Raw genomic sequence first — 23,744 nt, 5'->3', positions numbered from 1 at the left:
ACCGCCATGGCGGCACGCACCCCGATTCTTCCTGGCCGGACGCGTGGTTGCGAACCCGGGGACAACAAGGGTGTCTCACCCCATACCAGGGCAAACGCGTCGCAACCGGAACGCCTCAGCGCTGCAGCACCGCGAACGACGCACCTTGATTGTCCGTGACGACGGCCACCGTTCCGTACGAGGCCTCGAAGGGTCCCGCCTGGACGCGCCCGCCGAGCCGGTTCACCGTCCCGAGTGCCTCCTCGCAGTCCTCGACGCCGAAGTGGACGAGGAAATGGGGCGGCATCTCGGCCGGGAAGAAGTCGGAGACGGGGGCGCGGCCGAAGTCGGGCTCGGCGTCGGGCCCGAAGAGGGCCTCGTGGAAGAGGGTGCCGTAGAAGGTGTTGGCGGTGGCGATGTCCCGGGCGTAGAGCTGCGCCCAGGCGAAGGCGCCCGGCTCCTGCCGCCGGCCGAATCCGGGGTGGCCCTGCGCCTGCCAGAGTCCGAAGACGGCACCCTCGGGGTCGGCGGCGAGGGCGGCGGTGCCCAGATCGCCGACCGGCAGGGGTCCGCTGAAGACCTGGCCGTCGGCCGCGCGGATCCGGCGGGCCAGTTCCGCCACGTCCCTCGTCGCGAAGTACACGGTCCAGACGGTGGGCATGCGGCCGTCCGTCTTGTGGGCGAGCGCGGCGACGGGTTCGCCGTCCAGCAGGGCCCATACGGTGGAGTCGTACGCGTCCTCGAAGGCCCACCCGAAGAGCTCACCGTAGAACCGCTTGCCCGCCTCCACGTCGGGAAGCTGCGCGTCCACCCAGCACGGGACGCCCTCTCCGTATCCCGCTCCCTCTGCGGATGCCCTGTTTTCGGCCATACCGTCAAACTAGCGGCGTCTTGCGCACCGCGCAGGACCAGGCACACCAGCCCCACGGCACCCGTGCACCCCATTTGCAGTCGGCCGAATCGCGCTCCGATCACCCCTCGGTAAGCTGACGGCATGACAGGACAAGTGCGTACCGTCGACGGCCGGGTGGCCGGTCGGCGTGGGCAGGCGACCCGGCAGAAGCTGCTCGACTGCCTCAGCGAGATGCTCAGCTCCTCCCCCTACCGGGACGTCAAGGTCATCGATGTCGCCCGGAAGGCGGGCACTTCGCCCGCCACCTTCTACCAGTACTTCCCGGACGTCGAAGGTGCCGTCCTGGAGATCGCCGAGCAAATGGCCGCCGAGGGCGCCGGGTTGACCGAGTTGCTCGAGGGCCGCAGCTGGGTCGGCAAGGCCGGCTGGCAGACCGCGCAGGAACTCGTCGACGGATTCCTGGAGTTCTGGCGCAAGAATGACGCCATCCTGCGCGTGGTCGACCTCGGGGCCGCCGAGGGCGACAAGCGCTTCTACAAGATCCGAATGAAGATCCTGAACTCGGTGAACAACTCCCTCGTGGACTCCATCGCCGAGTTGCAGGCCAAGGGCAGGGTCGACAAGGACGTGAACCCGGCCGCCGTCGCGGGTTCGCTGGTCGCGATGCTCGCGGCCGTCGCCTCGCACCAGAAGGGCTTCCAGACGTGGGGCGTCAAGCAGGCTGAACTCAAGCCGAACCTGGCGCTGCTCGTGCATCTGGGCATCACCGGCAAGAAGCCGACCAAGTAGCCCGGGAGCAGCCCGCGGCAACAACCGCGTTCGGCCCTCGCGGCCCCAAGTCCTGTCTTGCAGGCGGTGGTTCACCGGATCCCCCGGTGGGTCACCGCCTGCTGCGCTACGCGGGCAGCGGACGGTCCTTGACCACGTGCTTCATCACCAGCGTGGACGTCAGCCGCTGCACGCCCGGCAGGGTGGCGAGGCGCTCGTCGTACAGCCGCTGGAAGGCGGCGAGGTCGGCGGTGGCCACCCGGAGCAGATAGTCCGGGTCCCCGAACAGCCGCTGCGCCTCCAGCACGTACTCCACCTCGCTCACCGCACGCTCGAACTCGGCGACCGTGTCCCGGTCCTCCTGCCGCATCGAGACGAAGACGAGCGCCTCGAAGGTCAGCCCGACCGCGGCCGGCTCCACGACCGCCCGGTATCCGCTGATCGCCCCCGACCGCTCCAGCTCCCGCAGCCGCCGGTGACAGGGCGAGACGCTCAGCCGCACCCGCCCGGCCAGCTCGGTCACGGTCAGCCGCCCGTCCTGCTGCAGCTCGGCAAGAATCTTCCGGTCCACGTCATCCATGGGGCAGATCTTCCCCCACATCGGGCCGATGAGGGAAAACTTCGGGAACACCTTCGAGGCAATCGCGCCTAATGTCCCCCACATGAACTCGGGAACGCTGATTTCTTTCCTCGCCGTGGATCTGCTGCTGGTGTGCGTGCCGGGCGCGGACTGGGCGTACGTGATCGCCGCGGGGCTGCGCGGGCGGTCGGTGGGGGCCGCCGTGGCGGGGCTGGTCGCGGGCTACGCACTCCACACGGTGCTCGCCGTGGCCGGGCTCGCGGTCCTGGTCGCCGGGTCACCGGGGCTGCTCACCGCGCTGACGGTGGCCGGGGCGGGATATCTGGTGTGGCTGGGGTGGGGGGTGCTGCGCAGGCCGGGCGCGCCACAGGCAGGGGAAGCCGTGGCCTCGGGCGGTGCGCGCGTCTTCCTGCGCGGCGCCACGATCAGCGGCCTGAACCCCAAGGGTCTGCTGCTCTACCTCTCGGTGCTGCCCCAGTTCCTCTCCGTCGCAGGTGCGCACCTTCCGGTCGCCGCGCAGACCGCCGCAATGGGCCTGCTGCACATGGTGTGCTGCGCCGCCGTCTATCTGGCGGTCGGCGTGGGGGCCCGGGCGGTGCTGCACGCCCGGCCCGTGGCGGCCCGCGCGGTGACCCGGACGTCGGGGGCGGCGATGCTCGGCATCGGCGCGGTTCTGCTGGTGGAGCGACTGGCGACGCTACAGGGGCCGGCGGCGCTGTAGAGGCGTGATCCGGAACAGCCGTATCTCGCGGTCCACCCGCGCCTGGTACGTCGCGTACGGCGGCCAGAAGGCCAGCACCGCCTTCCAGGCGGCGGCCCGCTCCTCGCCCTCGAGAAGCCGGGCCGCGACGGGGATGTCCGCGCCCTTCCAGCTGATCTCGGCGTCGGGGTGGGCGAGGAGATTGTGGGTCCAGGCGGGGTGGCCGGTCCGTCCGAAGTTGGAGCCGATGAGCAGCCAGCTCCGCCCGTCGTCCTCCGGCATGCAGGCGAGCGGCGTGCGCCGCGCCTGTCCGCTTCTCGCTCCGGTCGAGGTCAGGATCACCCCCGGCAGCATCTGTGCGCTGAGCAGCACCTTTCCGCGGGTGAGGCGGTGTACGGCGCGGTCGAGCGCGGGAATGACATGGGGCGCGACCTTCGCGAAGGTCCGCGTCGAGGACACTCTCTGCACCACGCGTTCGCCGATCACACCGTCACCTCCGGCAGTTCGAAGAGCCGGGCCGTGTCGGCCGCGTGCGCGCGCAGCCGGTGGACCGGCCCGAAGAGCAGTTCGTCGCCCGCGGCCCGCTTGAAGTACAGGTGGGCCTCGTGTTCCCAGGTGAAACCGATGCCGCCGTGCAGCTGGATCGCCTCCCCGGCGGCGGTCCGCAGCGCCTCAAGGGCCTGGGCGAGCGCGAGCCCGCCGACCCGTTCCGTGTGTGCCGTCGCCCAGGCGGAGTAGTACGCCGCCGAGCGCGCCGCCTGCACCTGGACGTACACGTCGGCCAGCTGGTGCTTCACCGCCTGGAAGGATCCGATCGCCCGCCCGAACTGCTCGCGCTGTCCGACGTACTCGACGGTCCGCTCCAGCACCCGGTCGGCGGCCCCGACGGCCTCGCAGGCGAGGACGGCGGCGGCGGTGTCGCCGGTGGCGGACAGGGCGGCCAGTACGTCCGCGCGCTCGTCGCCGAGCAACTCGGCCCGGACATCGCGGAGCTGGACGCGGGCGCGCGGCCGGGTCGCGTCGAGGGCGGTCTGCCGTACGCGCACGAGCCCTTCGGCGTCCCCCGTGACGAGGAACAGGAGCGTGCGCGACCGGGCGAACCCGCCCGTGTGGGCGGCGACCAGGAGGAGTCCGGCGCTGTGCCCGTCCAGCACCTGGTCGGCCTCCCCGTACAACCGCCATCCGCCCTCCGCGCGCCGGGCCTGAACGCCTCCCGCGCGCCCCCCACCGGCCCAGTCGCCGTCGTTGCCGCAGGTCAGCGCGAGGGCCCTGGTGAGTCCGGCACCGGAGACGGCGAGGGCGGCGGTCAGGGCCCCGGAGGCCATCCGCGGGAGCAGCCCGGCGCGCTGGGCGTCGGTGCCGAGGGCGAGGACGAGCGGGGCCGTGAGGACGGCGGTGGCGAGCAGGGGCGAGGGGGAGAGCGTCCGTCCCACCTCCTCGCCGACCAGGGCGAGTTCGGTCACGGAGCAGCCGGCACCGCCGTACGCCTCGGGCAGCGCGAGCCCGGGCAGGCCGAGCTGTTCGGCGAGGGCGGCCCAGAGGGCCGGGTCGTGCCCGGCGGGGGTGTCGACGGCGGCCCGCACGTCCTGCGGGCCGCAGCGTTTGTGCAGCAGTTCCCGCACCGTGCGGCGGATCTCGTCCTGTTCGGCGGTGAAGCGGGTGTCCATGGCCCTCTCCCTCCGGATCTGACGGTCCGTCATATTAGGGCGGCCGGAGACGGATGCACAGAGGCAGGACACCTGCCACGGGGAATCGAATCTGATGTACCGTCAGATTCATGTCACCTGCCACCCGGAAGGTGGCCGTGGTCGGCGTCTCCCTCTCCGACTGCGGCCGCGTGGACCACGCGACCCCGTACACCCTGCACGCCCAGGCGGCCCGACGGGCCCTCGCGGACGCGGGACTCGGCCGGGAGGTGGTCGACGGTTTCGCCTCGGCGGGCACCGGCACCCTCGCGCCCGTCGAAGTGGCCGAGTACCTCGGCCTGCGCCCCACCTGGGTCGACTCCACCTCGGTCGGCGGCTCGACCTGGGAGGTCATGGCGGCCCACGCGGCCGACGCGATCGCCGCCGGCCACGCGAACGCCGTCCTGCTGGTGTACGGCTCGACGGCCCGCGCGGACATCAGGGCGGGCCGGCGCACGGGCAACCTGTCCTTCGGCGCGCGCGGCCCCCTCCAGTTCGAGGTGCCCTACGGTCACACCCTGATCGCCAAGTACGCGATGGCGGCCCGCCGCCACATGATCGAACACGGCACGACGATCGAGCAGCTGGCGGAGGTCGCCGTGCAGGCCAGGGCGAACGCGGCCCTGAATCCCGAGGCGATGTTCCGCGATCCGATCACGGTGGAGGATGTGCTGGACGGCCCGGTGATCGCGGACCCCTTCACCAAGCTGCACTGCTGCATACGGTCCGACGGCGGGGCGGCGGTCGTGCTGGCGGCCGAGGAGTACGTACGGGACTGCCGTACGGCCCCGGTGTGGATCCTCGGCACCGGCGAGCACGTCTCGCACGCGGCGATGTCCGAGTGGACCGACTTCACGGTGTCGCCGGCGGCGGTGAGCGGACGGCTGGCCTTCGCACGGGCGGGCGTACGGCCGGAGGAGATGGACTTCGCCGAGATCTACGACGCCTTCACCTACATGACCCTGGTGACCCTCGAGGACCTCGGCTTCTGCGGAAAGGGCGAGGGCGGGGCGTTCGTGGAGAAGGGCCGGCTGCGGGTGGCGGGCGGGGAGCTGCCGGTGAACACGGACGGGGGCGGGTTGTCGGCCCAGCACCCCGGAATGCGGGGGCTGTTCCTCCTGGTGGAAGCGGTGCGGCAGCTGCGGGGGGAGGCGGGGGCGCGGCAGGTGCGCCGACGGGACGGCGGGTTGCCGCGGCTGGGGGTGGCGTCCGGGACCGGGGGCTGGTTCTGCTCGGCGGGGACGGTGGTCCTGGGCCGGGAGTGATCCTTCGGCGGGGACGGTCGTCCTGGGCCGGGAGTGATCCTTCGGCCGGGCCGGAGCGATACTCGGGGCATGGGAACGGATCTTCACGAGCTGCTGCGGTCGTTGCGGGTGTGGGACCCGGAGGTCACCGGCCTCCCGGCGTTCGACCCGGACTCCGCGCCCGCCGAGCCGCTCGCCCTCTTCACCAGCTGGTTCGCGGACGTCGTGGCGGCCGGGCAGGTCGAGCCGCACACCATGAGCCTGGCCACGGCGGACGAGGAGGGCCTCCCCGACGTGCGGACCGTGATGCTGCACGGCGCCGACGCGGACGGCTGGGCCTTCGCGACGCACGACACCAGCCGCAAGGGCCGCCAGCTCGCCGCCCGCCCGTACGCCGCTCTCGGCTTCTACTGGCCGCTCCAGGGGCGCCAGGTCCGCGTCCGCGGTCCGGTCGAGGTCGCCCCGGCCGGGGAGGCCCGGTCCGACCTGCACGCCCGCTCGACGGGCGCCCTGGCCGCGGCGTTGACCGGGCGGCAGAGCGAAGTCCTGGGCTCGGTGGAGGAGTTGGCGAGGGCGTCGGAGGCCGCCTGGGAGCGGGCCCGGCGGGAGCCCGGCGCCGAGGTGTCCTCGTGGACGCTCTACCGTCTGCGGCCCGACGAGGTGGAGTTCTTCCAGGGGGACGAGCGGCGACGGCACATGCGGCTCCGGTACCGGAGGGCAGGGGCCGGATGGGACAAGGAGCTGCTGTGGCCCTGAGCCGTCCTATCCCGCGAAGTCGTACACCGCGAAGTCGCGCACCGGCCGGTATCCGATGCGCCGGTAGAGGCCGTTGCTGGTCGGATTGGCCAGGTCGGTGAAGAGCAGCACCTCGGTGGCGCCCGCGGCCAGCGCGGCCCGGCTCACCTCCGCGGTCACGGCACCCGCGTAGCCCCGGCCCCGCAGGTGGGCCGGGGTGTAGACCGGGGCCACGCGGACCTGCCCGCCGACCTGCAAGGTCGTGCCGGCCATGGAGACGGCGGTGCCGTCCGGGGCTTCCCAGAGGGTGAGCCCGCCGTGGGAGATACGGGCGTCCACCCGGGCGACCGGGTCGGCCGGAGGCCGTTCGCCGACGGCATCGGAGAACTCCTCGTACCACCTGGCCAGTTGCTCACGGTCCTCCTCCGTGGCAACCCGCGCCCGTCCCGCCGGAACGGGTCGTGGCGCCGTCAGTGTGCCGAGCCGGTACAGCCGCTGGCGCTCGCGGAGCGCGGCGGCGGCGCCCGTGTGACGCTGCCATGCCTCGGCGAACGCCGCCGCGGTGTCCCGGTCCCCGGAGACTCCGGGCACCGGCTGCCCGAGCCCGGCCAGCCACCGGGCGAGGCCGTCGGCCTCCACGCCGGTGAGCTGCGTCACGATCAGCCGGCGGGGAGGCGTACGGAAGAACACCGCACGCACCTCCCCCTCCCCGTCCTCCAGTACGCCGAAGACGGGCGAACCGTCCCCGTGGATGTGCGGCCCGTGCGTGCGCAGCGACTCGGTCACCGTCAGCGGGACCGTGTGCAGGGCGGGCCGGGCGTGCAGGAACGCTCCGGCGCGGTCGAGGAAGACGTCCACGTCCTCGATGAGCCGCCACTCGTGTCCGGTCACGGCAGATCGACCTCCGGGTCCGTCGCCAGCCGTGCGTGCAGATGTGCGTCCCGGTACGTGTCCTGCCGCCCCGCCTCCCACATCCCGCCCCGCAGTACACCCTCGGCCCGGAAACCGCAGCGCTCCGCCACGCGGCAGGAGATGTCGTGGCCGACGGCGTGGTCCAGCTCCAGGCGGTGCAGGCCGAGTTCGGTGAAGGCCCAGTGCGCGGCGAGCCGGAGGGCGCGGGTGGCGACGCCGTGGCCGCGGGCCTCGGGCAAGACCCAGTAGCCGATGAGGGCGCGGTCGAAGACGTGGGTGATCTCGTTGACGCCTATGTGTCCCAGCGTCGTACCGCTCTCGGCGTCCGTGATGCGGAAGGACGCGCTGGTGCCGTCGGCGTCGCGGTCCGCCTTGGCGCGGAGTACGGCCCGGGCGCTGTCGAGGTCCGTGACCGGCTTCAGAGGTGTGTTCCAGCGCAGGAACTCCGGGTCGGTGGTTCCGCGCAGCCAGTCCGCCACGTCGGCGTCCGACTCGGGGTTCCAGCGGCACAGGCGCAGGCCGTGGCCGTGCGGCTCGGGGAGGGGGCGGGGCGTGTGCGGCGGGTCGACTCGGGTCATCCGGCCTATTGAAGCCGCTCCGCGCCGCCCGCGCGCCGGAATATCGGCACGCCCTCACGGAAGGCGACCTCCAGTTCCATGCCCGCCTGCAGCCCCCCGCCGTCCACCACCTCCGTCATCATCCGCGGCCCCTCCGCGAGGTCGACCACGGCGGCGACGTACGGGGTGCGCTCCCCGAAGGGCGGCAGATCATTACGGTGAACGACGGACCAGGTGTAGAGGGTCGCCCGGCCGCTCGCCCGCTCCCAGGTCACGTCCTCGCTCCAGCAGTGCGGGCAGAACTCCCGGGGATAGTGGTGCGCACGGCCGCAGGCTCCGCACCGGCGCACCAGCAGCCGCCCCTCCGCCGCCGCGTCCCAGTACGGGCGGGTGAAGGCGTCCGGCTCGGGGAGGTCGAAGCGCGCGCCGCTCACCCGAACCACCCGAGGGCGCTGTCCAGCGACCAGGTCTGCCACGACATGCCGAAGAGGGCGACGACCGAGATCAGGCCCATCATCGTGTTCTGCCCCTGCTCCGCCCAGTCATGGATCATGAGCGTGAAGTAGAGGACGTTGAGCAGCAGCCCGCCGAGCAGGGCGATCGGCGTCAGGAAGCCCAGCACCAGCCCGGCTCCCAGCGCGAGTTCCGCGTAGACCACGACGTACGCCATGGTCCGCGGACGGGGCGCGACGACGACCTCGAAGCCGGAACGCACCGCGTTCCACCGGTGCTTCGCCGCCACGTCCGCCGCCCAGGCGATCCCGGTCCCCCGCTCGAACCAGCCCTTCTTGTCCTTGTGCCGCCAGCTCTCCAGCCACCACAGGCCGAGGCCCATCCGGAGCACGGCCAGCCATTCCGCGCCGCTGAGCCAGATCGCATCCATGGATCTGACGGTACGTCAGATAACCGGATCCGGGAAGTCTTCGCAGAATTCAGCCCCTTGCCCTTCGCGGGAAATCCCGGCCTTCGGGGCGAGCGGGCATGCGATGCCTGGCCCAGCGCAGGCCGATCGTCATGGGCGCCGGGGCGGCGGTGGGAGAGATCGCGCTGAACGCACAGACCTCCGACGCCACGCCGCCCTCGTCGACCTCGTCCTCCTCTGCAGACTCCCTGGTCTTCGACCCCGACGGCTGCACGACCACCACGGACACCGACGGCAACGACTGCACAGTGGTCACCTGGTAGCGCCGGCCCGCACTACCACCTGACTGCGGCGCCCGACTCCCGTCACACAGCGGACACCGCACGCGACCCGCGACGTCGGGCCCCTACGCACCGGGGCTCGGCGTCGCGGTGTTTGCCACGCCCGCCGGCGCGTGCACGCGCGCACGAAACCACCACAACCAGACGCCCTTCGTCACCGATCCCACCCACTCCTCCCACAGGCGTGATCAATCCGCAACCAATTCCCCTCTTGACCGAGACCCATCAACACGCCGTCTGATTACGCTCGCGCTCATGGCCGACTCCACACCGTCCGCGCCCCCGTCCGCCGACCCCGCGGCGCGCCCCGTCTATGTGATCGGCGGCGGTCCCGGCGGTCTTTCCGCCGCGTACGCGCTGCGCGCGGCGGGCATACGCGCCGTCGTGCTGGAGAGGTCCGACCGGATCGGGGCGTCCTGGCGGCGCCACTACGACCGGCTGCACCTGCACACCACCCGCCGCCTGTCCGCCCTGCCCGGGCTGCCGATGCCGCGCCGGTTCGGACGGTGGGTGTCCCGGGACGACGTGGTGCGGTACCTGGAGAAGTACGCCGAGTACCACGAGCTGGAGATCGTCACCGGCGTCGAGGTCTCCCGCATCGACCGCTCGCCCGACGGCCACGGCTGGCTGCTGCACGCCACCGGCGGCCGGGAACTGACCGGCGCCGCGGTCGTCGTCGCCACCGGCTACAACCACACCCCGTACGTGCCGGAATGGCCCGGCCGCGACACGTACACCGGCGAGGTCGTGCACGCCTCGGACTACCGCAACGCAAAGCCGTACGCCGGTCGTGACGTCCTGGTCGTCGGGGTCGGCAACACCGGCGCCGAGATCGCCGTCGACCTGGTCGAGGGCGGGGCCTCGCGCGTACGGCTGTCGGTGCGCACCGCCCCGCACATCGTGCGCCGCTCGACGGCCGGCTGGGCCGCCCAGTACACGGGCGTGCTCGTACGGCGTCTGCCGGTCGGCCTCGTGGACCGGCTGGCCCGGCCGATGGCGAAGCTGAGCGTGCCGGACCTGTCGGCCCACGGACTGCCCCGTCCCGACACCGGTCTCTACAGCCGCGTGAAGGAGGGGGCCATCCCGGTCCAGGACGTCGGTCTGATCGACGCCGTGCGCAAGGGCCGGGTCGAGGCGGTGGCCGCCGTCGAGGGCTTCGAGGACGGCAAGGTCGTCCTGGCCGACGGCACCCGTGTGTCCCCGGACGCCGTCGTCGCCGCCACGGGCTACGTCCGCGCCCTCGACGGCCTCGTCGGCCACCTCGGCGTGCTCGACGACCGCGGCCTGCCGGTCGTCAACGGCGCCCGCACCCCCGACAAGGCGCCCGGCCTGTACTTCACCGGCTTCGTCACCCCCATCAGCGGCACGTTCCGCGAGGTGGCGATGGACGCGGAGAAGATCGCGAGGGCAATCGTGAGGAACAGCGCGGACCGGCTGTCCCGCCTCCCCCTCTGACGTAGAAATCCTCAACTCTCTTCAGTACGCCTCCTGTTACTCGTGCGTCAGATGTGACAGGAGCGTTGTCGTGCACCCCTGTGCGGGGCCAGAATGTGAATACTGCTCAGCTTTCAGGTTCTGCTGACTGCTCACCGGTTCCACTTTCTGGCTCCACCCCACCTCTCGCTCTCGACGGAGGATGCACGTGGCACGCGAAAGACAGCTCTCCCGACGCTCCCTGCTCGGCGGCGCCGCCGCTGCCGCCGGTGCGGTCACCCTCACCGGCACCGCCGCCGGTACGGCCGCCGCGGCGACCCGCGACGTGGACGTCGCCGTCATCGGTGCCGGCCTCGCCGGACTCACCGCGGCCCGCGACCTGGTGGCGGGCGGCAGGACCGTCGCCGTCCTGGAGGCCCGCGACCGCGTCGGCGGCCGGGTCGTGAACCTCTCCCTGGCCAACGGCGGGGTCACCGAGGGCGGCGGCGAGTTCATCGGCCCCACCCAGGACCGCATCAAGGCGCTCGCCGACTCCCTCGGCGTGGCGACCTTCGCCACCTACAACACGGGCAAGAACCTCCTGTACAAGGACGGCAGGAAAACCCCCTACGCCACCGACGGCATCCTCGGCTCGGTCCCGCCGATCGACGCGGCCGGGCTCGCCAACGCGGCGATCGTGCAGGCCATGCTCGACGACCTGGCTAAGCAGATCCCGGTCGACGCGCCCTGGACGGCCGCGAAGGCCGAGGAGTGGGACCGGCAGACCTTCGAGACCTGGCTGCGCGCCAACGCCGTCATCCCGTCGGCCAAGTTCCTCTTCGACGTGGCCTGCACATCGATCTTCTCGGCCGAACCCCGTGAACTCTCTTTCCTGTTCGTCCTCTTCTACATCGCCGCCGCCGGCAACGAGTCGAACGTCGGCACCCTGGAACGCCTCACCGAGACCGCGAACGGCGCCCAGGAACTGCGCTTCGTCGGCGGTTCCCAGCTGGTGCCGATCAAACTCGCCGCCACGCTCGGCAACCGGGTGGTACTGAACGCCCCGGTCCGCTCCATCGCGCGGTCCGGCAGCCGGTACGTGGTGACCGCGGACGGTACGACGGTCACCGCCAACCGCGTCGTCGTCGCCGTGCCCCCGCCCATCGCCGCCCGTATCTCGTACGACCCCCTCCTCCCCGCGGCCCGCGACCAGCTCACCCAGCGCCTGCCGATGGCCTCCGTCGGCAAGGCGATCGCCGTCTACGGCACCCCCTTCTGGCGTGCCGACGGCCTCAACGGCCAGGTCGTCAGCGACAGCGGCGTGGTCAGCTCCACGTTCGACAACTCCCCGCCCGACGCCTCGTACGGCGCGCTGATGGGCTTCATCGAGGCCGACAAGATGCGGGAGCTGGACGCCGCCTCGACGGACACGGTGAAGGCAGCCGTCCTCGCGGACTTCGCCACGTACTTCGGCGACAAGGCCAAGTCCCCCACCTCCTTCGTGCTCCAGCGCTGGAACAACGAGGCCTACACCCGCGGCGGCCCCGTCTCCATCGCCGCGCCCGGCGTCCTGACCCAGTACGGCCCGGCCCTGCGCGAGCCCGTCGGCGGGATCCACTGGGCCGGGACGGAGACGTCCACGCACTGGATGGGCTTCATGGACGGTGCCGTGCGGTCCGGTGAGCGGGTGGCCAAGGAGGTGCTGGCGGCGCTGTAGGGCCTGTCCGGTGTCAGTAGCGGTAGTGGTCCGGCTTGTACGGGCCCTCGACCTCGACACCGATGTACGCCGCCTGCTCGGGGCGGAGCGTGGTCAGCTTCACCCCGAGCGCGTCCAGGTGCAGACGCGCGACCTTCTCGTCCAGGTGCTTGGGCAGCGTGTACACACCGGTCGGATACTCCGACTGCTTGGTGAACAGCTCGATCTGCGCCAGCGTCTGGTCCGCGAACGAGTTCGACATCACGAACGACGGATGACCGGTGGCGTTGCCCAGGTTCAGCAGACGACCCTCCGACAGCACGATGACCACCTTGCCGTCCGGGAACGTCCACGTGTGAACCTGCGGCTTCACCTCGTCCTTGACGATGCCGGGGACCTTGGCGAGGCCCGCCATGTCGATCTCGTTGTCGAAGTGGCCGATGTTCCCCACGATCGCCTGGTGCTTCATCCTGGCCATGTCCCCGGCCATGATGATGTCCTTGTTGCCGGTCGTGGTGACGAAGATGTCAGCCGTCTCGACCACCTCGTCCAGCGTGGTCACCTGGTAACCGTCCATCGCCGCCTGCAGCGCGCAGATCGGATCGATCTCCGTGACGACGACCCGGGCACCCTGCCCACGCAGCGACTCCGCACAGCCCTTGCCCACATCACCGTAGCCACACACCACCGCGGTCTTGCCACCGATCAGCACATCGGTCGCCCGGTTGATGCCGTCCACCAGCGAGTGCCGGCAACCGTACTTGTTGTCGAACTTCGACTTCGTCACCGCGTCGTTGACATTGATCGCCGGGAACAGCAGCACACCGTCGCGCTGCATCTCGTACAGCCGGTGCACACCCGTCGTGGTCTCCTCCGTCACACCACGGATCTCGGCGGCGAGGGCCGTCCAGTCAAGGGTGCTCGACTCCAGCAGGCCGCGGACGACGGCGAGTTCCTCGTTGTCGGCGGGCGGGAGCTGCCCGGACTTCTGGTACTCGACGCCCTTGTGGACGAGGAGGGTGGCGTCACCGCCGTCGTCGAGGATCATGTTCGGGCCCGCGTGACCTGGCCAGGTCAGCGCCTGCTCGGTGCACCACCAGTACTCCTCCAACGTCTCGCCCTTCCAGGCGAAGACCGGGATCCCGGCGGCGGCGATCGCCGCGGCGGCGTGGTCCTGGGTGGAGTAGATGTTGCAGGACGCCCAGCGCACCCGCGCGCCCAGAGCGACCAGGGTCTCGATCAGGACGGCCGTCTGCACCGTCATGTGCAGGGAGCCGGTGATGCGCGCGCCGGCCAGGGGCTGCGTCTCGGCGTACTCCTTGCGGATCGCCATCAGGCCGGGCATCTCGTGCTCGGCGAGGGTGATCTCCTTGCGGCCGAACTCGGCCAGCAAGAGGTCGGCGACCTTGAAGTCCGGGGCGTCAGCGGGCAGCTGCGAGGGCATGGGCGCTCCTTGTGTGCTGGATGTTCTGATGGATCTCGAGGGTCGCGGTGGACCGGTTGAGGGTGATGTAGTGCAGACCGGGCGCGCCCTCGGCGAGCAGCCGGTCGGCCATGGCGGTGGCGTGCTCGACGCCGATCCGGTGGCCGTCGGCCGGGCTGTTGCGGGCCGCTTCGAGGCGGTGGGCCAGGTCTTCCGGGAAGGTGGCGCCGCTGAGCTCGGCGAAGCGGCTGATCTGGCGTACGTCGGTGGCGGGCATGATCTCGGGGATGATCGGGGTGTCGCAGCCCGCCGCGGCGACCCGGTCGCGCAGCCGCAGATAGTCCTCGACGCGGAAGAACATCTGGGTGATGGCGTAGTCCGCACCGGCCCTGCACTTGGCCACGAAGTGCCTGATGTCGCTGTCCCAGTCGGGCGAGCGCGGATGCCGCTCCGGGAAGGCGGCCACGCCGATGGTGAACTCGCCCAGCGAACGCACGAGTTCGACCAGTTCACGGGCATGGGTGAAGCCTTCGGGGTGCGGCCGCCAGGGCCCGGTGGGGTCGCCGGGCGGGTCGCCGCGCAGCACCAGGACATCGCGGACACCGGCGTCCGCGTACTGCCCGATGATGTGCCGCAGCTCGGCAACCGAGTGCCCGACGGCGGTCAGATGCGCGACCGGGCGCAGAGTCGTCTCGGTGACCAGGCGCTTGGTGACCTCGATGGTGCGGTCCCGGGAGGAGCCGCCGGCGCCGTAGGTGACGGACACGAAGTCGGGCGCGAGCGGTTCGATGCGGCGGATCGCACGCCACAGGGTCCGTTCGCCCTGGGGCGTCTTCGGCGGGAAGAACTCGAAGGAGAAGGTCGTCATGCGCGGCCTCCCGCGTTGAAGTAGCTCGCCTCGGGGTGGTGGACGACGATGGCGTCGGTGGACTGCTCGGGGTGCAGCTGGAACTCCTCGCTGAGCTGGACGCCGATCCGCTCCGGCCGCAGCAGGTCCGCGATCTTCGCGCGGTCCGCCAGGTCGGGGCAGGCCGGATAGCCCAGCGAGTAGCGGCAGCCCTGGTACTCGGTGCGGAACATGCCGTCGAGCGAGTCCGGGTCGCCGCCCGCGATGCCGAGTTCGGCGCGCACCCGGGCGTGCCAGTACTCGGCGAGGGCCTCGGCCAACTGCACGGACAGGCCGTGCAGTTCGAGGTAGTCGCGGTAGGAGTCGGAGGCGAACAGCTCGGCAGTGGCCGCACCGATCCGCGAGCCGACGGTGACGACCTGGAGGCCGACCACGTCGGTCTCGCCCGACTCCTCCGGGCGGAAGAAGTCCGCCAGGCACAGCCGGCGGCCGCGGCGCTGGCGCGGGAAGGTGAAGCGGGTGCGTTCGTTGCCGAGCTCGTCGAGGACGATCAGGTCGTCGCCCTTGGACACACACGGGAAGTAGCCGTGGACCACGGCCGCTTCCAGCAGGTTCCCGGTGCGCAGCCGGTCGAGCCACATCCGCAGCCGCGGCCGCCCCTCGCTCTCGACGGTGTCGCCCTTCAGCCCCCACTGGCCCTTGAACAGGGCCTGCTCGTCGAGCCAGGTCGCGTACTCCTTGAGCTGGATGCCCTTGACGACACGGGTGCCCCAGAACGGCGGTTCCGGCACCGGGTTGTCGGTGGCGACGTCCGAGCGGCCGACGTCCTGCGGCTCCGCCGGCACCGACACCCTTTGGGGAACGCGGCGTCGCTTCAGCTCCGGCAGCCTCGCACCGGGCACGCCCCGCTTGACCGCGATCAGGGCGTCCATCAGGCGCAGCCCCTCGAAGGCGTCACGGGCGTAGCGGACCTCGCCCTCGTACAGCTCGTGCAGGTCCTGCTCCACATACGCCCGGGTCAGCGCCGCGCCACCGAGGATGACCGGGTAATCGGCTGCCATGCCCCGGGAGTTGAGCTCCTCCAGGTTCTCCTTCATGATCACCGTGGACTTCACCAGCAGACCCGACATGCCGATCACGTCGGCCCGGTGCTCCTCGGCCGCCTCCAGGATCGCAGAGACCGGCTGCTTGATGCCCAGGTTGACCACGTTGTAGCCGTTGTTGGACAGGATGATGTCGACCAGGTTCTTGCCGATGTCGTGCACGTCGCCGCGCACGGTCGCGAGCACGATGGTGCCCTTGCCCTCGGCGTCCGACTTCTCCATGTGCGGCTCGAGGTGGGCGACGGCTGACTTCATCACCTCGGCGGACTGCAGCACGAACGGCAGCTGCATCTGGCCGGAGCCGAACAGCTCACCGACCACCTTCATACCGTCCAGCAGCGTCTCGTTGACGATGTCCAGCGCCGGACGCTCCCGCAGGGCGGCGTCGAGATCCTGCTCCAGGCCGTTCTTCTCGCCGTCGATGATGCGCCGCTTGAGGCGCTCCTCCAGCGGCAGCGCGGCGAGCTCCTCGGCCTTGCCCGCCTTCAGGGACTTGGCGGTGGCGCCCTCGAACAGGGCCATCAGCTTCTGCAGGGGGTCGTAGCCCTCGGCGCGCCGGTCGTGGATCAGGTCGAGGGCGGTCTGCACCTGCTCCTCGTCGAAGCGGGCGATCGGCAGGATCTTCGAGGCGTGCACGATCGCCGAGTCCAGGCCCGCCTTGACGCACTCGTCCAGGAACACGGAGTTCAGCAGGATCCGGGCGGCCGGGTTCAGCCCGAAGGAGATGTTCGACAGGCCGAGAGTGGTCTGCACGTCGGGATGGCGGCGCTTGAGCTCGCGGATCGCCTCGATGGTGGCGACGCCGTCCTTGCGGGACTCCTCCTGACCGGTGCAGATGGTGAAGGTCAGGCAGTCGATGAGGATGTCCTCCTCGCGGATGCCCCAGTTCCCGGTGAGGTCGTCGATGAGCCGTTCGGCGATCTCGACCTTCTTCTCGGGGGTGCGCGCCTGCCCTTCCTCGTCGATGGTCAGGGCGATCAGCGCGGCCCCGTGCTCCTTGGCCAGGGCGGTGACCTTCGCGAACCGCGACTCGGGGCCGTCGCCGTCCTCGTAGTTGACCGAGTTGATGACCGCGCGGCCGCCCAGCTTCTCCAGGCCGGCGCGGAGGACGTCGACCTCGGTGGAGTCCAGCACGATCGGCAGGGTGGAGGCGGTGGCGAAGCGGCCGGCCAGCTCCTCCATGTCGGCCACGCCGTCCCGGCCCACGTAGTCCACGCACAGGTCGAGCAGGTGGGCGCCCTCACGGATCTGCTCCCGGGCCATCTCCACACAGTCGTCCCAGCGACCCGCCAGCATCGCCTCGCGGAACTTCTTCGACCCGTTGGCGTTGGTGCGCTCACCGATCGCCAGGTACGAGGTGTCCTGCCGGAAGGGAACCGTCTGGTAGAGGGAGGCGGCGCCCGGCTCGGGGCGGGGGTTGCGCTCGGCCGGGGTGAGGTCACGGACCCGCTCGACGACCTGACGCAGGTGCTCGGGGGTGGTGCCGCAGCAGCCGCCGATCAGGGACAGGCCGTAGTCGCGGACGAAGTTCTCCTGGGCGTCGGCGAGCTCCGGCGCGCTCAGCGGGTAGGTGGCACCGTCCTTGCCCAGGACCGGCAGGCCCGCGTTCGGCATGCAGGCCAGCGGGATACGGGCGTTGCGGGCCAGGTAGCGCAGGTGCTCGCTCATCTCGGCGGGGCCGGTCGCGCAGTTCATGCCGATCATGTCGATGCCGAGCGGCTCCAGGGCCGTCAGGGCGGCGCCGATCTCCGAGCCGAGCAGCATGGTGCCGGTCGTCTCGACGGTCACCGAGCAGATCAGCGGCACATCCAGGCCGGCGATCTCCCGGGCGCGGTGGGCGCCGAGGACGGCCGCCTTGGTCTGCAGCAGGTCCTGGGTGGTCTCGACGATGAGTGCGTCGGCACCGCCGGCGATGAGGCCCTCGGCGTTCTGCTGGTAGGCGTCGCGCAGCGTGGTGTAGGGGGCGTGGCCCAGGGTGGGGAGCTTGGTGCCCGGGCCCATCGAGCCCAGCACCCAGCGCTGCCGGCCGGTACGCCGCGTGAACTCGTCGGCGGCCTCACGGGCGATCCGCGCACCCGCCTCGGACAGTTCGAGGACCCGCTCGGGGATGTCGTACTCCCCCAGCGCCGCGTGGTTGGCGCCGAACGTGTTCGTCTCGACGCAGTCGACGCCCGCGTCGAAGTACGCCTCGTGGACCGAGCGCACGATGTCCGGGCGTGTGACGTTCAGGATCTCGTTGCAGCCCTCCAGTTGCTGGAAGTCGTCGAGGCTCGGCTCCTGCGCCTGGAGCATCGTGCCCATCGCGCCGTCGGCCACCACGACACGGGTGGCGAGTGCCTCGCGGAGGTCCGCGCTGCGGGACTCTGTCATGGTGTGCCGTCCAGGGCCGGGGCCAGTTCTTGGGCCGCGGCGGCGCCGTAGGCGCGCGCGGCCGTCGTCAGGATGTGGTCACGGTCGATGCGGTAGGCCTGCGAGCCGACCGTCGACAGGGCCGCCGACGCCACGACGCAGCCCAGGCGGGCCGCGGCGGCGAGCGGCAGTTCGTGGCCGAGGCCGGCGAGGAAGCCGGCCCGGAACGCGTCGCCCACGCCGGTCGGGTCGGTGATCGGCGCGTCGGGGACGGCCGGGACGATGAGCGGGGAGCGGCCCGCGCGGTCGATCCGCACGCCCTCTCCGCCCAGGGTGGTGACCCAGGCGCCGACGCGTTCGAGGACGTCGTCGCGGTCCCAGCCGGTGCGTTCGAGGAGCAGGGCGGCCTCGTAGTCGTTGGTGAACAGCCAGCGGGCGCCGCTCACCAGGTCGCGTGCCTGCGGGCCGTCGAGGCGGGCGAGCTGCTGGGAGGGGTCGGCGGCGAAGAGCAGGCCGAGGTCCCGGCACTCGCGGGTGTGGCGAAGCATCGCCTCCGGGTCGTTCGGGCCGACCAGGACCAGGTCGGGGCGCGGCCGCCCGCCGAGCACCTGCCCCAGGTCGATCTCCCGGGCCTCCTGCATGGCGCCCGCGTAGAACGACGCGATCTGGTTGGCGTCCGCGTCGGTGATGCACATGAAGCGCGCGGTCGCCCGTTCGGCGGAGATCTGGACGGCGCCGGTGTCGACGCCGTGGCCCTTGAGCCACACCTCGTACTCCGCGAAGTCGCTGCCCACGGCCCCGACCAGCAGCGGTTCGAGACCGAGGCCGCCAAGGCCGAAGGCGATGTTGGCCGCGACCCCGCCCCGGCGCACCTCGAGCGCGTCGACCAGGAAGGAGAGGGAGACACTGGCGAGCCGGTCGGGGATGAGCTGGTCCGTGAACCGGCCGGGGAAGACCATCAGATGGTCCGTGGCAATGGATCCTGTCACCGCGATACGCACATGAACTCCTGCACTCCTGTCGGGTGGCCGGCGCCGGCCGGGGCTTCCTTGGGGTGATTCCCGGGGTCAGATTCCCGCCGCGGCCCTGAGCGCCTCGGCCCGGTCGGTGCGCTCCCACGTGAAGTCGGGCAGCTCACGGCCGAAGTGGCCGTAGGCGGCCGTCCGGGAGTAGATGGGGCGCAGCAGGTCCAGATCGCGGATGATCGCGGCCGGACGCAGGTCGAAGACCTCGGCGATGGCCCGCTCGATCCGCTCCTGGGCGACGGTCCCGGTGCCGAAGGTCTCCACGAACAGGCCCACCGGCTCGGCCTTGCCGATCGCGTAGGCGACCTGGACCTCGCAGCGGGAGGCCAGGCCCGCGGCGACCACGTTCTTGGCGACCCAGCGCATCGCGTACGCGGCCGAACGGTCCACCTTCGACGGGTCCTTGCCGGAGAAGGCGCCGCCGCCGTGCCGGGCGTAACCCCCGTACGTGTCGATGATGATCTTGCGGCCGGTCAGGCCGGCGTCGCCCATCGGGCCGCCGATCTCGAAGCGGCCCGTCGGGTTGACCAGGAGCCGGTATCCCTCGGTCTCCAGCTTGATGTCGTCCTCGGCGAGCCGGTCCAGCACGTGTTCGACCACGTGCGCCCGGATGTCGGGGACCAGCAGCCCCTCCAGGTCGATGCCCGGGGCGTGCTGGGAGGAGACGACGACGGTGTCCAGGCGCACCGCGCGGCTGCCCAGGTACTCGATGGTGACCTGCGTCTTGCCGTCGGGGCGCAGGTAGGGGAGGGTGCCGTTCTTGCGGACCTCGGACAGGCGGCGCGAGAGGCGGTGCGCCAGCTCGATCGGCAACGGCATGAAGGTGGGCGTCTCGTCTGTGGCGTAGCCGAACATGAGGCCCTGGTCGCCGGCGCCCTGCCCGTCGAGCTCGTCGCCCTCGACGGCACCCTCGACGCGCTTCTCGTACGCCGTGTCGACGCCCTGCGCGATGTCCGGGGACTGCGCGCCGATGGACACCGACACACCGCACGATGCGCCGTCGAAGCCCTTGGCCGAGGAGTCGTAGCCGATCTCGAGGATCTTCGCGCGGACGAGCGCGGCGATGTCGGCGTAGCCGGTCGTCGTCACCTCACCCGCGACGTGCACCTGCCCGGTGGTGATCAGGGTTTCCACGGCGACGCGCGAGGACGGGTCCTGGCGCAGCAGTTCGTCGAGGACGGCGTCGCTGATCTGGTCGGCGATCTTGTCGGGGTGGCCCTCGGTCACGGACTCCGAGGTGAACAGGCGGCGGGACATGTCTCTCCAGGAAGGTGAGTGGTGGGGCGGTCGGTGTGCGGGGTGGTCGGCGGGCGCGGTCAGTCGGTGCCGCGGAAGATCCAGGGGTCCGGCGCTTCGCGGTCCTCCCCGGCCAGTAGCGCGGGCTGTACGACGACGGGCGCGGGCTCGTCCGGGACGCAGAGGTCGTGGGCCAAGCCGTGCTCGAGGTCAAGGGTGTCGATGGTCATCTCTGCCTGTCTTTCGGTGGCTTGTGTCTCCGATCGGGTTCGTGGTGCCGGCGGGCCGCCGGGCGGGTGCCGCGTCCTCGGCGAGCAGGCAGTCCTCCAGGAAGCCGAGGGCTTTGAGGTGGTAGGTGCGGGCCGCCCAGCCGAGGCTGAGGTTGTGCCCGGCGTCCGGCTGGTGGGCCACCATCACCTTCGGCGCGGCCAGCGGCCGTCTCAGGGCGGCCACGGCCTGGTCGTCGAAGAGCCACCACTGCTCCTGCTCGGCGAAGGTGAAACGGACGGGTGTCCGCACCTTCCGGGCGATGCCCGGGTACATCCGGGGCCACAACGGGCCCTCCCGGGCCTCCAGTTCCGGTACGGGGGAGATCAGGTGCCGCCCCTGGCGGAAGGCGTCCGGCGGATAGAGCCGCAGTGAGCCCCAGTGGCGGCGCCAGTCACCGTGCCCGTTCTGCCCGGGGAGCTGGTCCGTGCGCACGGCGAGGCGGCTGCCGAGCCCGGAGATGTCCAGACCCAGCAGGGTGCGGCCGCGCTCCTCGGCGGCCGCGGCCAGGGCGAGCTTCCCGCCGTTGGAGTGGGCCACGAGGAACACGCCCGCGCCGGTGTCGTGGCTGTCCGCGAAGGAGGCGAGGGCGTCGTGCAGCGTCGCCGCCTGTTCCGCCAGGGTCTGGCCGCGTGGCAGCCACGAGGCCGAACTGCCGTAGCCGGGGCGGTCGACGGCCAGGACCGTGTACCCGAGGTCGGCGCCGAGAGCGAGCAGCGAGAGGCCGGGGCGGGCCCGGCTGTCGAAGTAGCCCGCCCGCATGCCACCACCGTGCACCGCGACGACCACGGCCCTGGGCGGCCCCGGCCGCGCCTCGGCGATCAGGCCGGACAGGGGGATGCCACCGGCGTCGAGGGTGATCTCACGGATCCCGGAGGCGCCGCCGGAGGGACTGGCGGCGAGGCGCTCGACCACACCGGAACCACCAGCACTCGGCCACTCGACCCCACCCGAACCACGGGCGGTCCGGCACTCGACTCCGCCGGAGGGACTGGTGACGAGGCGCTCGACCACACCGGAAGCACCAGCGGTCTGGCACTCGACTCCGCCGGAGGGACTGGTGGCAAGGCGCTCGTCCACGCCCGAACCACCGGCGGTCCGGCACTCGACTCCGCCGGAGGGACTGGTGCCGAGGCGCTCGTCCACACCGGAAGCACCGGCACTCGGCCGCTCGTCCACGCCGGAAGCACCGGCGGTCCGGCACTCGACTCCGCCGGAGGGACTGGTGACGAGGCGCTCGACCACACCGGAACCACCAGCGGTCTGGCACTCGACCACACCCGAACCACCGGCGGTCAGGCACTCGACCCCACCCGAACCACCGGCGGTCAGGCACTCGACTCCGCCGGAGGGGCTGGCGGCGAGGCGCTCGACCGCGCCGGAAGCACCGGCACTCGGCCGCTCGTCCACACCGGAAACACCGGCGGTCCGGCACTCGACTCCGCCGGAGGGACTGGCGGCGAGGCGCTCGACCACACCGGAACCACCAGCACTCGGCCGCTCGACCACACCCGAACCACCGGCGGTCAGGCACTCGACCCCACCCGAACCACCAGCGGTCAGGCACTCGACTCCGCCGGAGGGACTGGCGGCGAGGCGCTCGACCACGCCGGAGGCGCCGGCGTCGGCGGAGTGTGGGGCGACCACGCCGGACGCCCTCATCAGCGACGCACGTCGTCGCGCCAGCTGCGCGGCGTGCTGGGGCCGGAGCGGCGTTCGAGCCGGCGCCAGCCGGCTGTGCGGCGGTCCGTCTGCTCCCCCTCCTCGTCCGGGTCCGCGGGGACGGCCGCGCGGGCGAGCAGCACCGAGGTGAGCGCTGCCAGTTCGCACGCGTCGGGGTTGCCCTTCTCGATGCGCAGGAAGGTCTCGGTCGTTGTGCTGGGGTCCGTGGAAGGTGGCATGGCGTCGTCTCCTGATACGGGAAACACGAACGCCGCGCGGGCTCGTCGGTCCACTGGCGGGGGAGTCCAGGGGGACCGTCGAGCCCGCGCGGCGGGCTGAGGTGGTGCGGCGGGTCAGGCGGCGGTGGGGCCCAACTGACCGACGAAGCGGCCGGTGAACAGATCCTGGCCCTTGAACTCGGAGACCATCGTGGCCGGGGCGACGAACGGGCCCTCGGGCGAGGGCAGCTGTCCGACACCGCCGTTCGGGCCGAGCGGGAGCAGGATCATCGGGAAGCCCAGCGGCTGGTAGGTGGCCGTGGCCTGCTCGCCCTTGATCTGGGCGGTGATGTTCTTGGCGACCACCTCGGCGTGCTGCATCGCGAAGCCGGCCATCTTGGCCTCCGCGACGTCGGTGAGGTCACCGATCGCGTAGACGTGGTCGTGGCCCTTGACGTTGAGGGTCTCGGTCACGGGCACCTGACCCTGCGGCGTCAGGGCGGTGAGCTTGCCGTCGGTGAGGTAGCCGCTGTTGATGGTGGTGCCGTAGGCGCGGTACCAGACATCGGCGGTGATCTCGTCGCCGGCGGTGGTGGTGACGGTGAAGGTGCCGGTGCGGCCCGACTCGGTGCCCGGCTGCGCCGTCAGGCCGGTGCCGAGGCGCACCTCGACGCCCAGCGCGTCGAGCTGGCCGCGCAGGTCCTCGACCACCTCGGGCTTGAAACCGGGGAGCAGTTCCTCGGCCGGGTCGACGATGGTCACGTGCTTGTCCGGCCAGACCTCCTTGATCTCGCCGGCGAGTTCCAGGCCGACCGGCCCGGCCCCGAGGATCAGGATCTTGTCGGCCTGGAGCAGTTCCTTGTGCGACCGGCGGAAGTCCTCCAGCGCATCGGCGACGCTTTCGGCGGCGGGGTTGGCCGGGTAGGCGTAGTTGGAGCCGGTGGCCAGGACCACGTAGTCAGCCGCGACGTGTTCGCCCGAGGACAGGGTGACGCCGGTCGGGTCCACCGAGACGGCACGGTCGCGGATCACCTTGCCCTGCGTGAGCAGCGTCTTGAACGGGAAGAACATGTTGCCCGCCCAGTCGGGCTGGGCCAGCGCGCGCAGCGATCCGGCCACGTTGACGAACGCGTCCCGGGGGTCGATGAGAACGACGTCGGCCTCGGACTCCAGCGCCTTGGCGACCGCGGCGCCTCCGTAGCCTCCGCCGACGACGGCGACTGTACGACTCATGATTCACGCTCCACAGACCAAGAAATTACTTTGGGTTCGGATCACGAACGTAACTT

The 23,744-nt window shown here is 71.5% G+C and carries 24 protein-coding genes; 7 read left to right on the top strand and 17 right to left on the bottom strand.

All coding sequences use genetic code 11. The annotated features are described in order from the left end of the window. Positions 1 to 115 precede the first annotated feature (115 nt). Positions 116 to 850 (bottom strand): VOC family protein, encoded by a 735-nt coding sequence (locus ABZO29_RS25095; RefSeq protein WP_367322430.1) that lies wholly within the window; start codon positions 848 to 850, stop codon positions 116 to 118. Between the two features lie 135 nt (positions 851 to 985). Between ABZO29_RS25095 and ABZO29_RS25090 the strand changes: the two genes are divergently transcribed. Further along, positions 986 to 1,621, top strand: coding sequence for a TetR family transcriptional regulator (locus ABZO29_RS25090; protein ID WP_367326234.1), 636 nt, complete (start codon positions 986 to 988; stop codon positions 1,619 to 1,621). 106 nt (positions 1,622 to 1,727) lie between these two features. On the opposite strand, the gene ABZO29_RS25085 is transcribed toward ABZO29_RS25090, so the two are convergent. Continuing rightward, complete coding sequence (locus tag ABZO29_RS25085) at positions 1,728 to 2,180, bottom strand: Lrp/AsnC family transcriptional regulator (protein WP_367322429.1); 453 nt, start codon at positions 2,178 to 2,180, stop codon at positions 1,728 to 1,730. 82 nt (positions 2,181 to 2,262) lie between these two features. Here ABZO29_RS25085 and ABZO29_RS25080 point away from each other — a divergent pair, with 82 nt between their 5' ends. Then, on the top strand, positions 2,263 to 2,901 hold the full coding sequence (locus tag ABZO29_RS25080) for a LysE family translocator (RefSeq protein ID WP_367322428.1): 639 nt from the start codon (positions 2,263 to 2,265) through the stop codon (positions 2,899 to 2,901). On the opposite strand, the gene ABZO29_RS25075 is transcribed toward ABZO29_RS25080, so the two are convergent. Next, the gene (locus tag ABZO29_RS25075) at positions 2,878 to 3,366 is read right to left on the bottom strand and encodes a nitroreductase family deazaflavin-dependent oxidoreductase (protein WP_367322427.1); all 489 of its coding nucleotides are present in this window, start codon (positions 3,364 to 3,366) and stop codon (positions 2,878 to 2,880) included. The two genes, ABZO29_RS25080 and ABZO29_RS25075, sit on opposite strands and share 24 nt — an antisense overlap. Continuing rightward, a complete protein-coding gene (locus ABZO29_RS25070) occupies positions 3,363 to 4,547 on the bottom strand; it encodes an acyl-CoA dehydrogenase family protein (RefSeq protein ID WP_367322426.1) in 1,185 nt (394 codons plus the stop codon). Before ABZO29_RS25070 ends, ABZO29_RS25075 begins: the two co-directional genes overlap by 4 nt. Before the next feature lie 110 nt (positions 4,548 to 4,657). On the opposite strand from ABZO29_RS25070, the gene ABZO29_RS25065 reads away from it, so the two are divergent. Together ABZO29_RS25065 and ABZO29_RS25060 are read left to right on the top strand one after the other, a co-directional pair. Further along, positions 4,658 to 5,830 (top strand): acetyl-CoA acetyltransferase, encoded by a 1,173-nt coding sequence (locus ABZO29_RS25065; RefSeq protein ID WP_367322425.1) that lies wholly within the window; start codon positions 4,658 to 4,660, stop codon positions 5,828 to 5,830. A 69-nt stretch (positions 5,831 to 5,899) separates the two neighbouring features. Continuing rightward, the gene (locus ABZO29_RS25060; protein ID WP_367322424.1) at positions 5,900 to 6,565 is read left to right on the top strand and encodes a pyridoxal 5'-phosphate synthase; all 666 of its coding nucleotides are present in this window, start codon (positions 5,900 to 5,902) and stop codon (positions 6,563 to 6,565) included. Positions 6,566 to 6,571: 6 nt separating this feature from the next. On the opposite strand, the gene ABZO29_RS25055 is transcribed toward ABZO29_RS25060, so the two are convergent. Genes ABZO29_RS25055 through ABZO29_RS25040 form a run of 4 tightly spaced genes read right to left on the bottom strand, consistent with a single transcriptional unit; the run spans position 6,572 to position 8,896 of the window. Further along, positions 6,572 to 7,435 carry a GNAT family N-acetyltransferase gene (locus tag ABZO29_RS25055; protein ID WP_367322423.1) on the bottom strand — a complete coding sequence of 288 codons (864 nt, stop codon included), beginning with the start codon at positions 7,433 to 7,435 and terminating at the stop codon, positions 6,572 to 6,574. Further along, on the bottom strand, positions 7,432 to 8,034 hold the full coding sequence (locus tag ABZO29_RS25050; protein WP_367322422.1) for a GNAT family N-acetyltransferase: 603 nt from the start codon (positions 8,032 to 8,034) through the stop codon (positions 7,432 to 7,434). The genes ABZO29_RS25055 and ABZO29_RS25050 overlap by 4 nt, the downstream gene beginning before the upstream one ends. Before the next feature lie 5 nt (positions 8,035 to 8,039). Continuing rightward, a complete protein-coding gene (locus tag ABZO29_RS25045; protein WP_367322421.1) occupies positions 8,040 to 8,447 on the bottom strand; it encodes a Zn-ribbon domain-containing OB-fold protein in 408 nt (135 codons plus the stop codon). Then, positions 8,444 to 8,896, bottom strand: a complete 453-nt coding sequence (locus tag ABZO29_RS25040; protein WP_367322420.1) for a DoxX family protein — start codon at positions 8,894 to 8,896, stop codon at positions 8,444 to 8,446. The genes ABZO29_RS25045 and ABZO29_RS25040 overlap by 4 nt, the downstream gene beginning before the upstream one ends. A 98-nt stretch (positions 8,897 to 8,994) precedes the next feature. On the opposite strand from ABZO29_RS25040, the gene ABZO29_RS25035 reads away from it, so the two are divergent. From ABZO29_RS25035 to ABZO29_RS25025, 3 genes are all read left to right on the top strand, one after another. Beyond that, a complete protein-coding gene (locus tag ABZO29_RS25035; RefSeq protein WP_367322419.1) occupies positions 8,995 to 9,198 on the top strand; it encodes a hypothetical protein in 204 nt (67 codons plus the stop codon). A 273-nt stretch (positions 9,199 to 9,471) separates the two neighbouring features. Continuing rightward, positions 9,472 to 10,671: a flavin-containing monooxygenase gene (locus ABZO29_RS25030; protein ID WP_367322418.1), complete on the top strand. Its 1,200-nt coding sequence runs from the start codon at positions 9,472 to 9,474 to the stop codon at positions 10,669 to 10,671. Between the two features lie 187 nt (positions 10,672 to 10,858). Then, on the top strand, positions 10,859 to 12,346 hold the full coding sequence (locus tag ABZO29_RS25025) for a flavin monoamine oxidase family protein (protein WP_367322417.1): 1,488 nt from the start codon (positions 10,859 to 10,861) through the stop codon (positions 12,344 to 12,346). 13 nt (positions 12,347 to 12,359) lie between these two features. Here ABZO29_RS25025 and ahcY read toward each other — a convergent pair whose 3' ends face one another. From ahcY to ABZO29_RS24980, 9 genes are all read right to left on the bottom strand, one after another. Next, complete coding sequence (gene ahcY / locus ABZO29_RS25020; RefSeq protein WP_367322416.1) at positions 12,360 to 13,769, bottom strand: adenosylhomocysteinase; 1,410 nt, start codon at positions 13,767 to 13,769, stop codon at positions 12,360 to 12,362. Continuing rightward, positions 13,747 to 14,616, bottom strand: coding sequence for a methylenetetrahydrofolate reductase [NAD(P)H] (metF, locus tag ABZO29_RS25015; RefSeq protein WP_367322415.1), 870 nt, complete (start codon positions 14,614 to 14,616; stop codon positions 13,747 to 13,749). Before metF ends, ahcY begins: the two co-directional genes overlap by 23 nt. Next, on the bottom strand, positions 14,613 to 18,068 hold the full coding sequence (gene metH, locus ABZO29_RS25010) for a methionine synthase (protein ID WP_367322414.1): 3,456 nt from the start codon (positions 18,066 to 18,068) through the stop codon (positions 14,613 to 14,615). Before metH ends, metF begins: the two co-directional genes overlap by 4 nt. Then, the gene (locus ABZO29_RS25005; RefSeq protein ID WP_367322413.1) at positions 18,065 to 19,048 is read right to left on the bottom strand and encodes a carbohydrate kinase family protein; all 984 of its coding nucleotides are present in this window, start codon (positions 19,046 to 19,048) and stop codon (positions 18,065 to 18,067) included. Before ABZO29_RS25005 ends, metH begins: the two co-directional genes overlap by 4 nt. Positions 19,049 to 19,114: 66 nt before the next feature. After that, on the bottom strand, positions 19,115 to 20,329 hold the full coding sequence (gene metK, locus ABZO29_RS25000) for a methionine adenosyltransferase (protein ID WP_367322412.1): 1,215 nt from the start codon (positions 20,327 to 20,329) through the stop codon (positions 19,115 to 19,117). Positions 20,330 to 20,388: 59 nt separating this feature from the next. After that, entirely contained in the window at positions 20,389 to 20,538 is a 150-nt protein-coding gene (locus ABZO29_RS24995; RefSeq protein ID WP_367322411.1) for a hypothetical protein, read from the bottom strand. Then, on the bottom strand, positions 20,519 to 22,222 hold the full coding sequence (locus ABZO29_RS24990) for an alpha/beta hydrolase (protein ID WP_367322410.1): 1,704 nt from the start codon (positions 22,220 to 22,222) through the stop codon (positions 20,519 to 20,521). The genes ABZO29_RS24995 and ABZO29_RS24990 overlap by 20 nt, the downstream gene beginning before the upstream one ends. A gap of 14 nt (positions 22,223 to 22,236) precedes the next feature. Then, positions 22,237 to 22,476 carry an acyl-CoA carboxylase subunit epsilon gene (locus ABZO29_RS24985; protein WP_367322409.1) on the bottom strand — a complete coding sequence of 80 codons (240 nt, stop codon included), beginning with the start codon at positions 22,474 to 22,476 and terminating at the stop codon, positions 22,237 to 22,239. Positions 22,477 to 22,590: 114 nt separating this feature from the next. Continuing rightward, entirely contained in the window at positions 22,591 to 23,688 is a 1,098-nt protein-coding gene (locus tag ABZO29_RS24980) for an NAD(P)/FAD-dependent oxidoreductase (RefSeq protein WP_367322408.1), read from the bottom strand. Between the last annotated feature and the right edge of the window lie 56 nt (positions 23,689 to 23,744).

It is taken from the genome of Streptomyces sp. HUAS ZL42, assembly GCF_040782645.1.
GTDB lineage: Bacteria > Actinomycetota > Actinomycetes > Streptomycetales > Streptomycetaceae > Streptomyces.
Note: the sequence above shows the minus strand (reverse complement) of the source record. Positions and strands in the feature narration are given on the sequence as shown.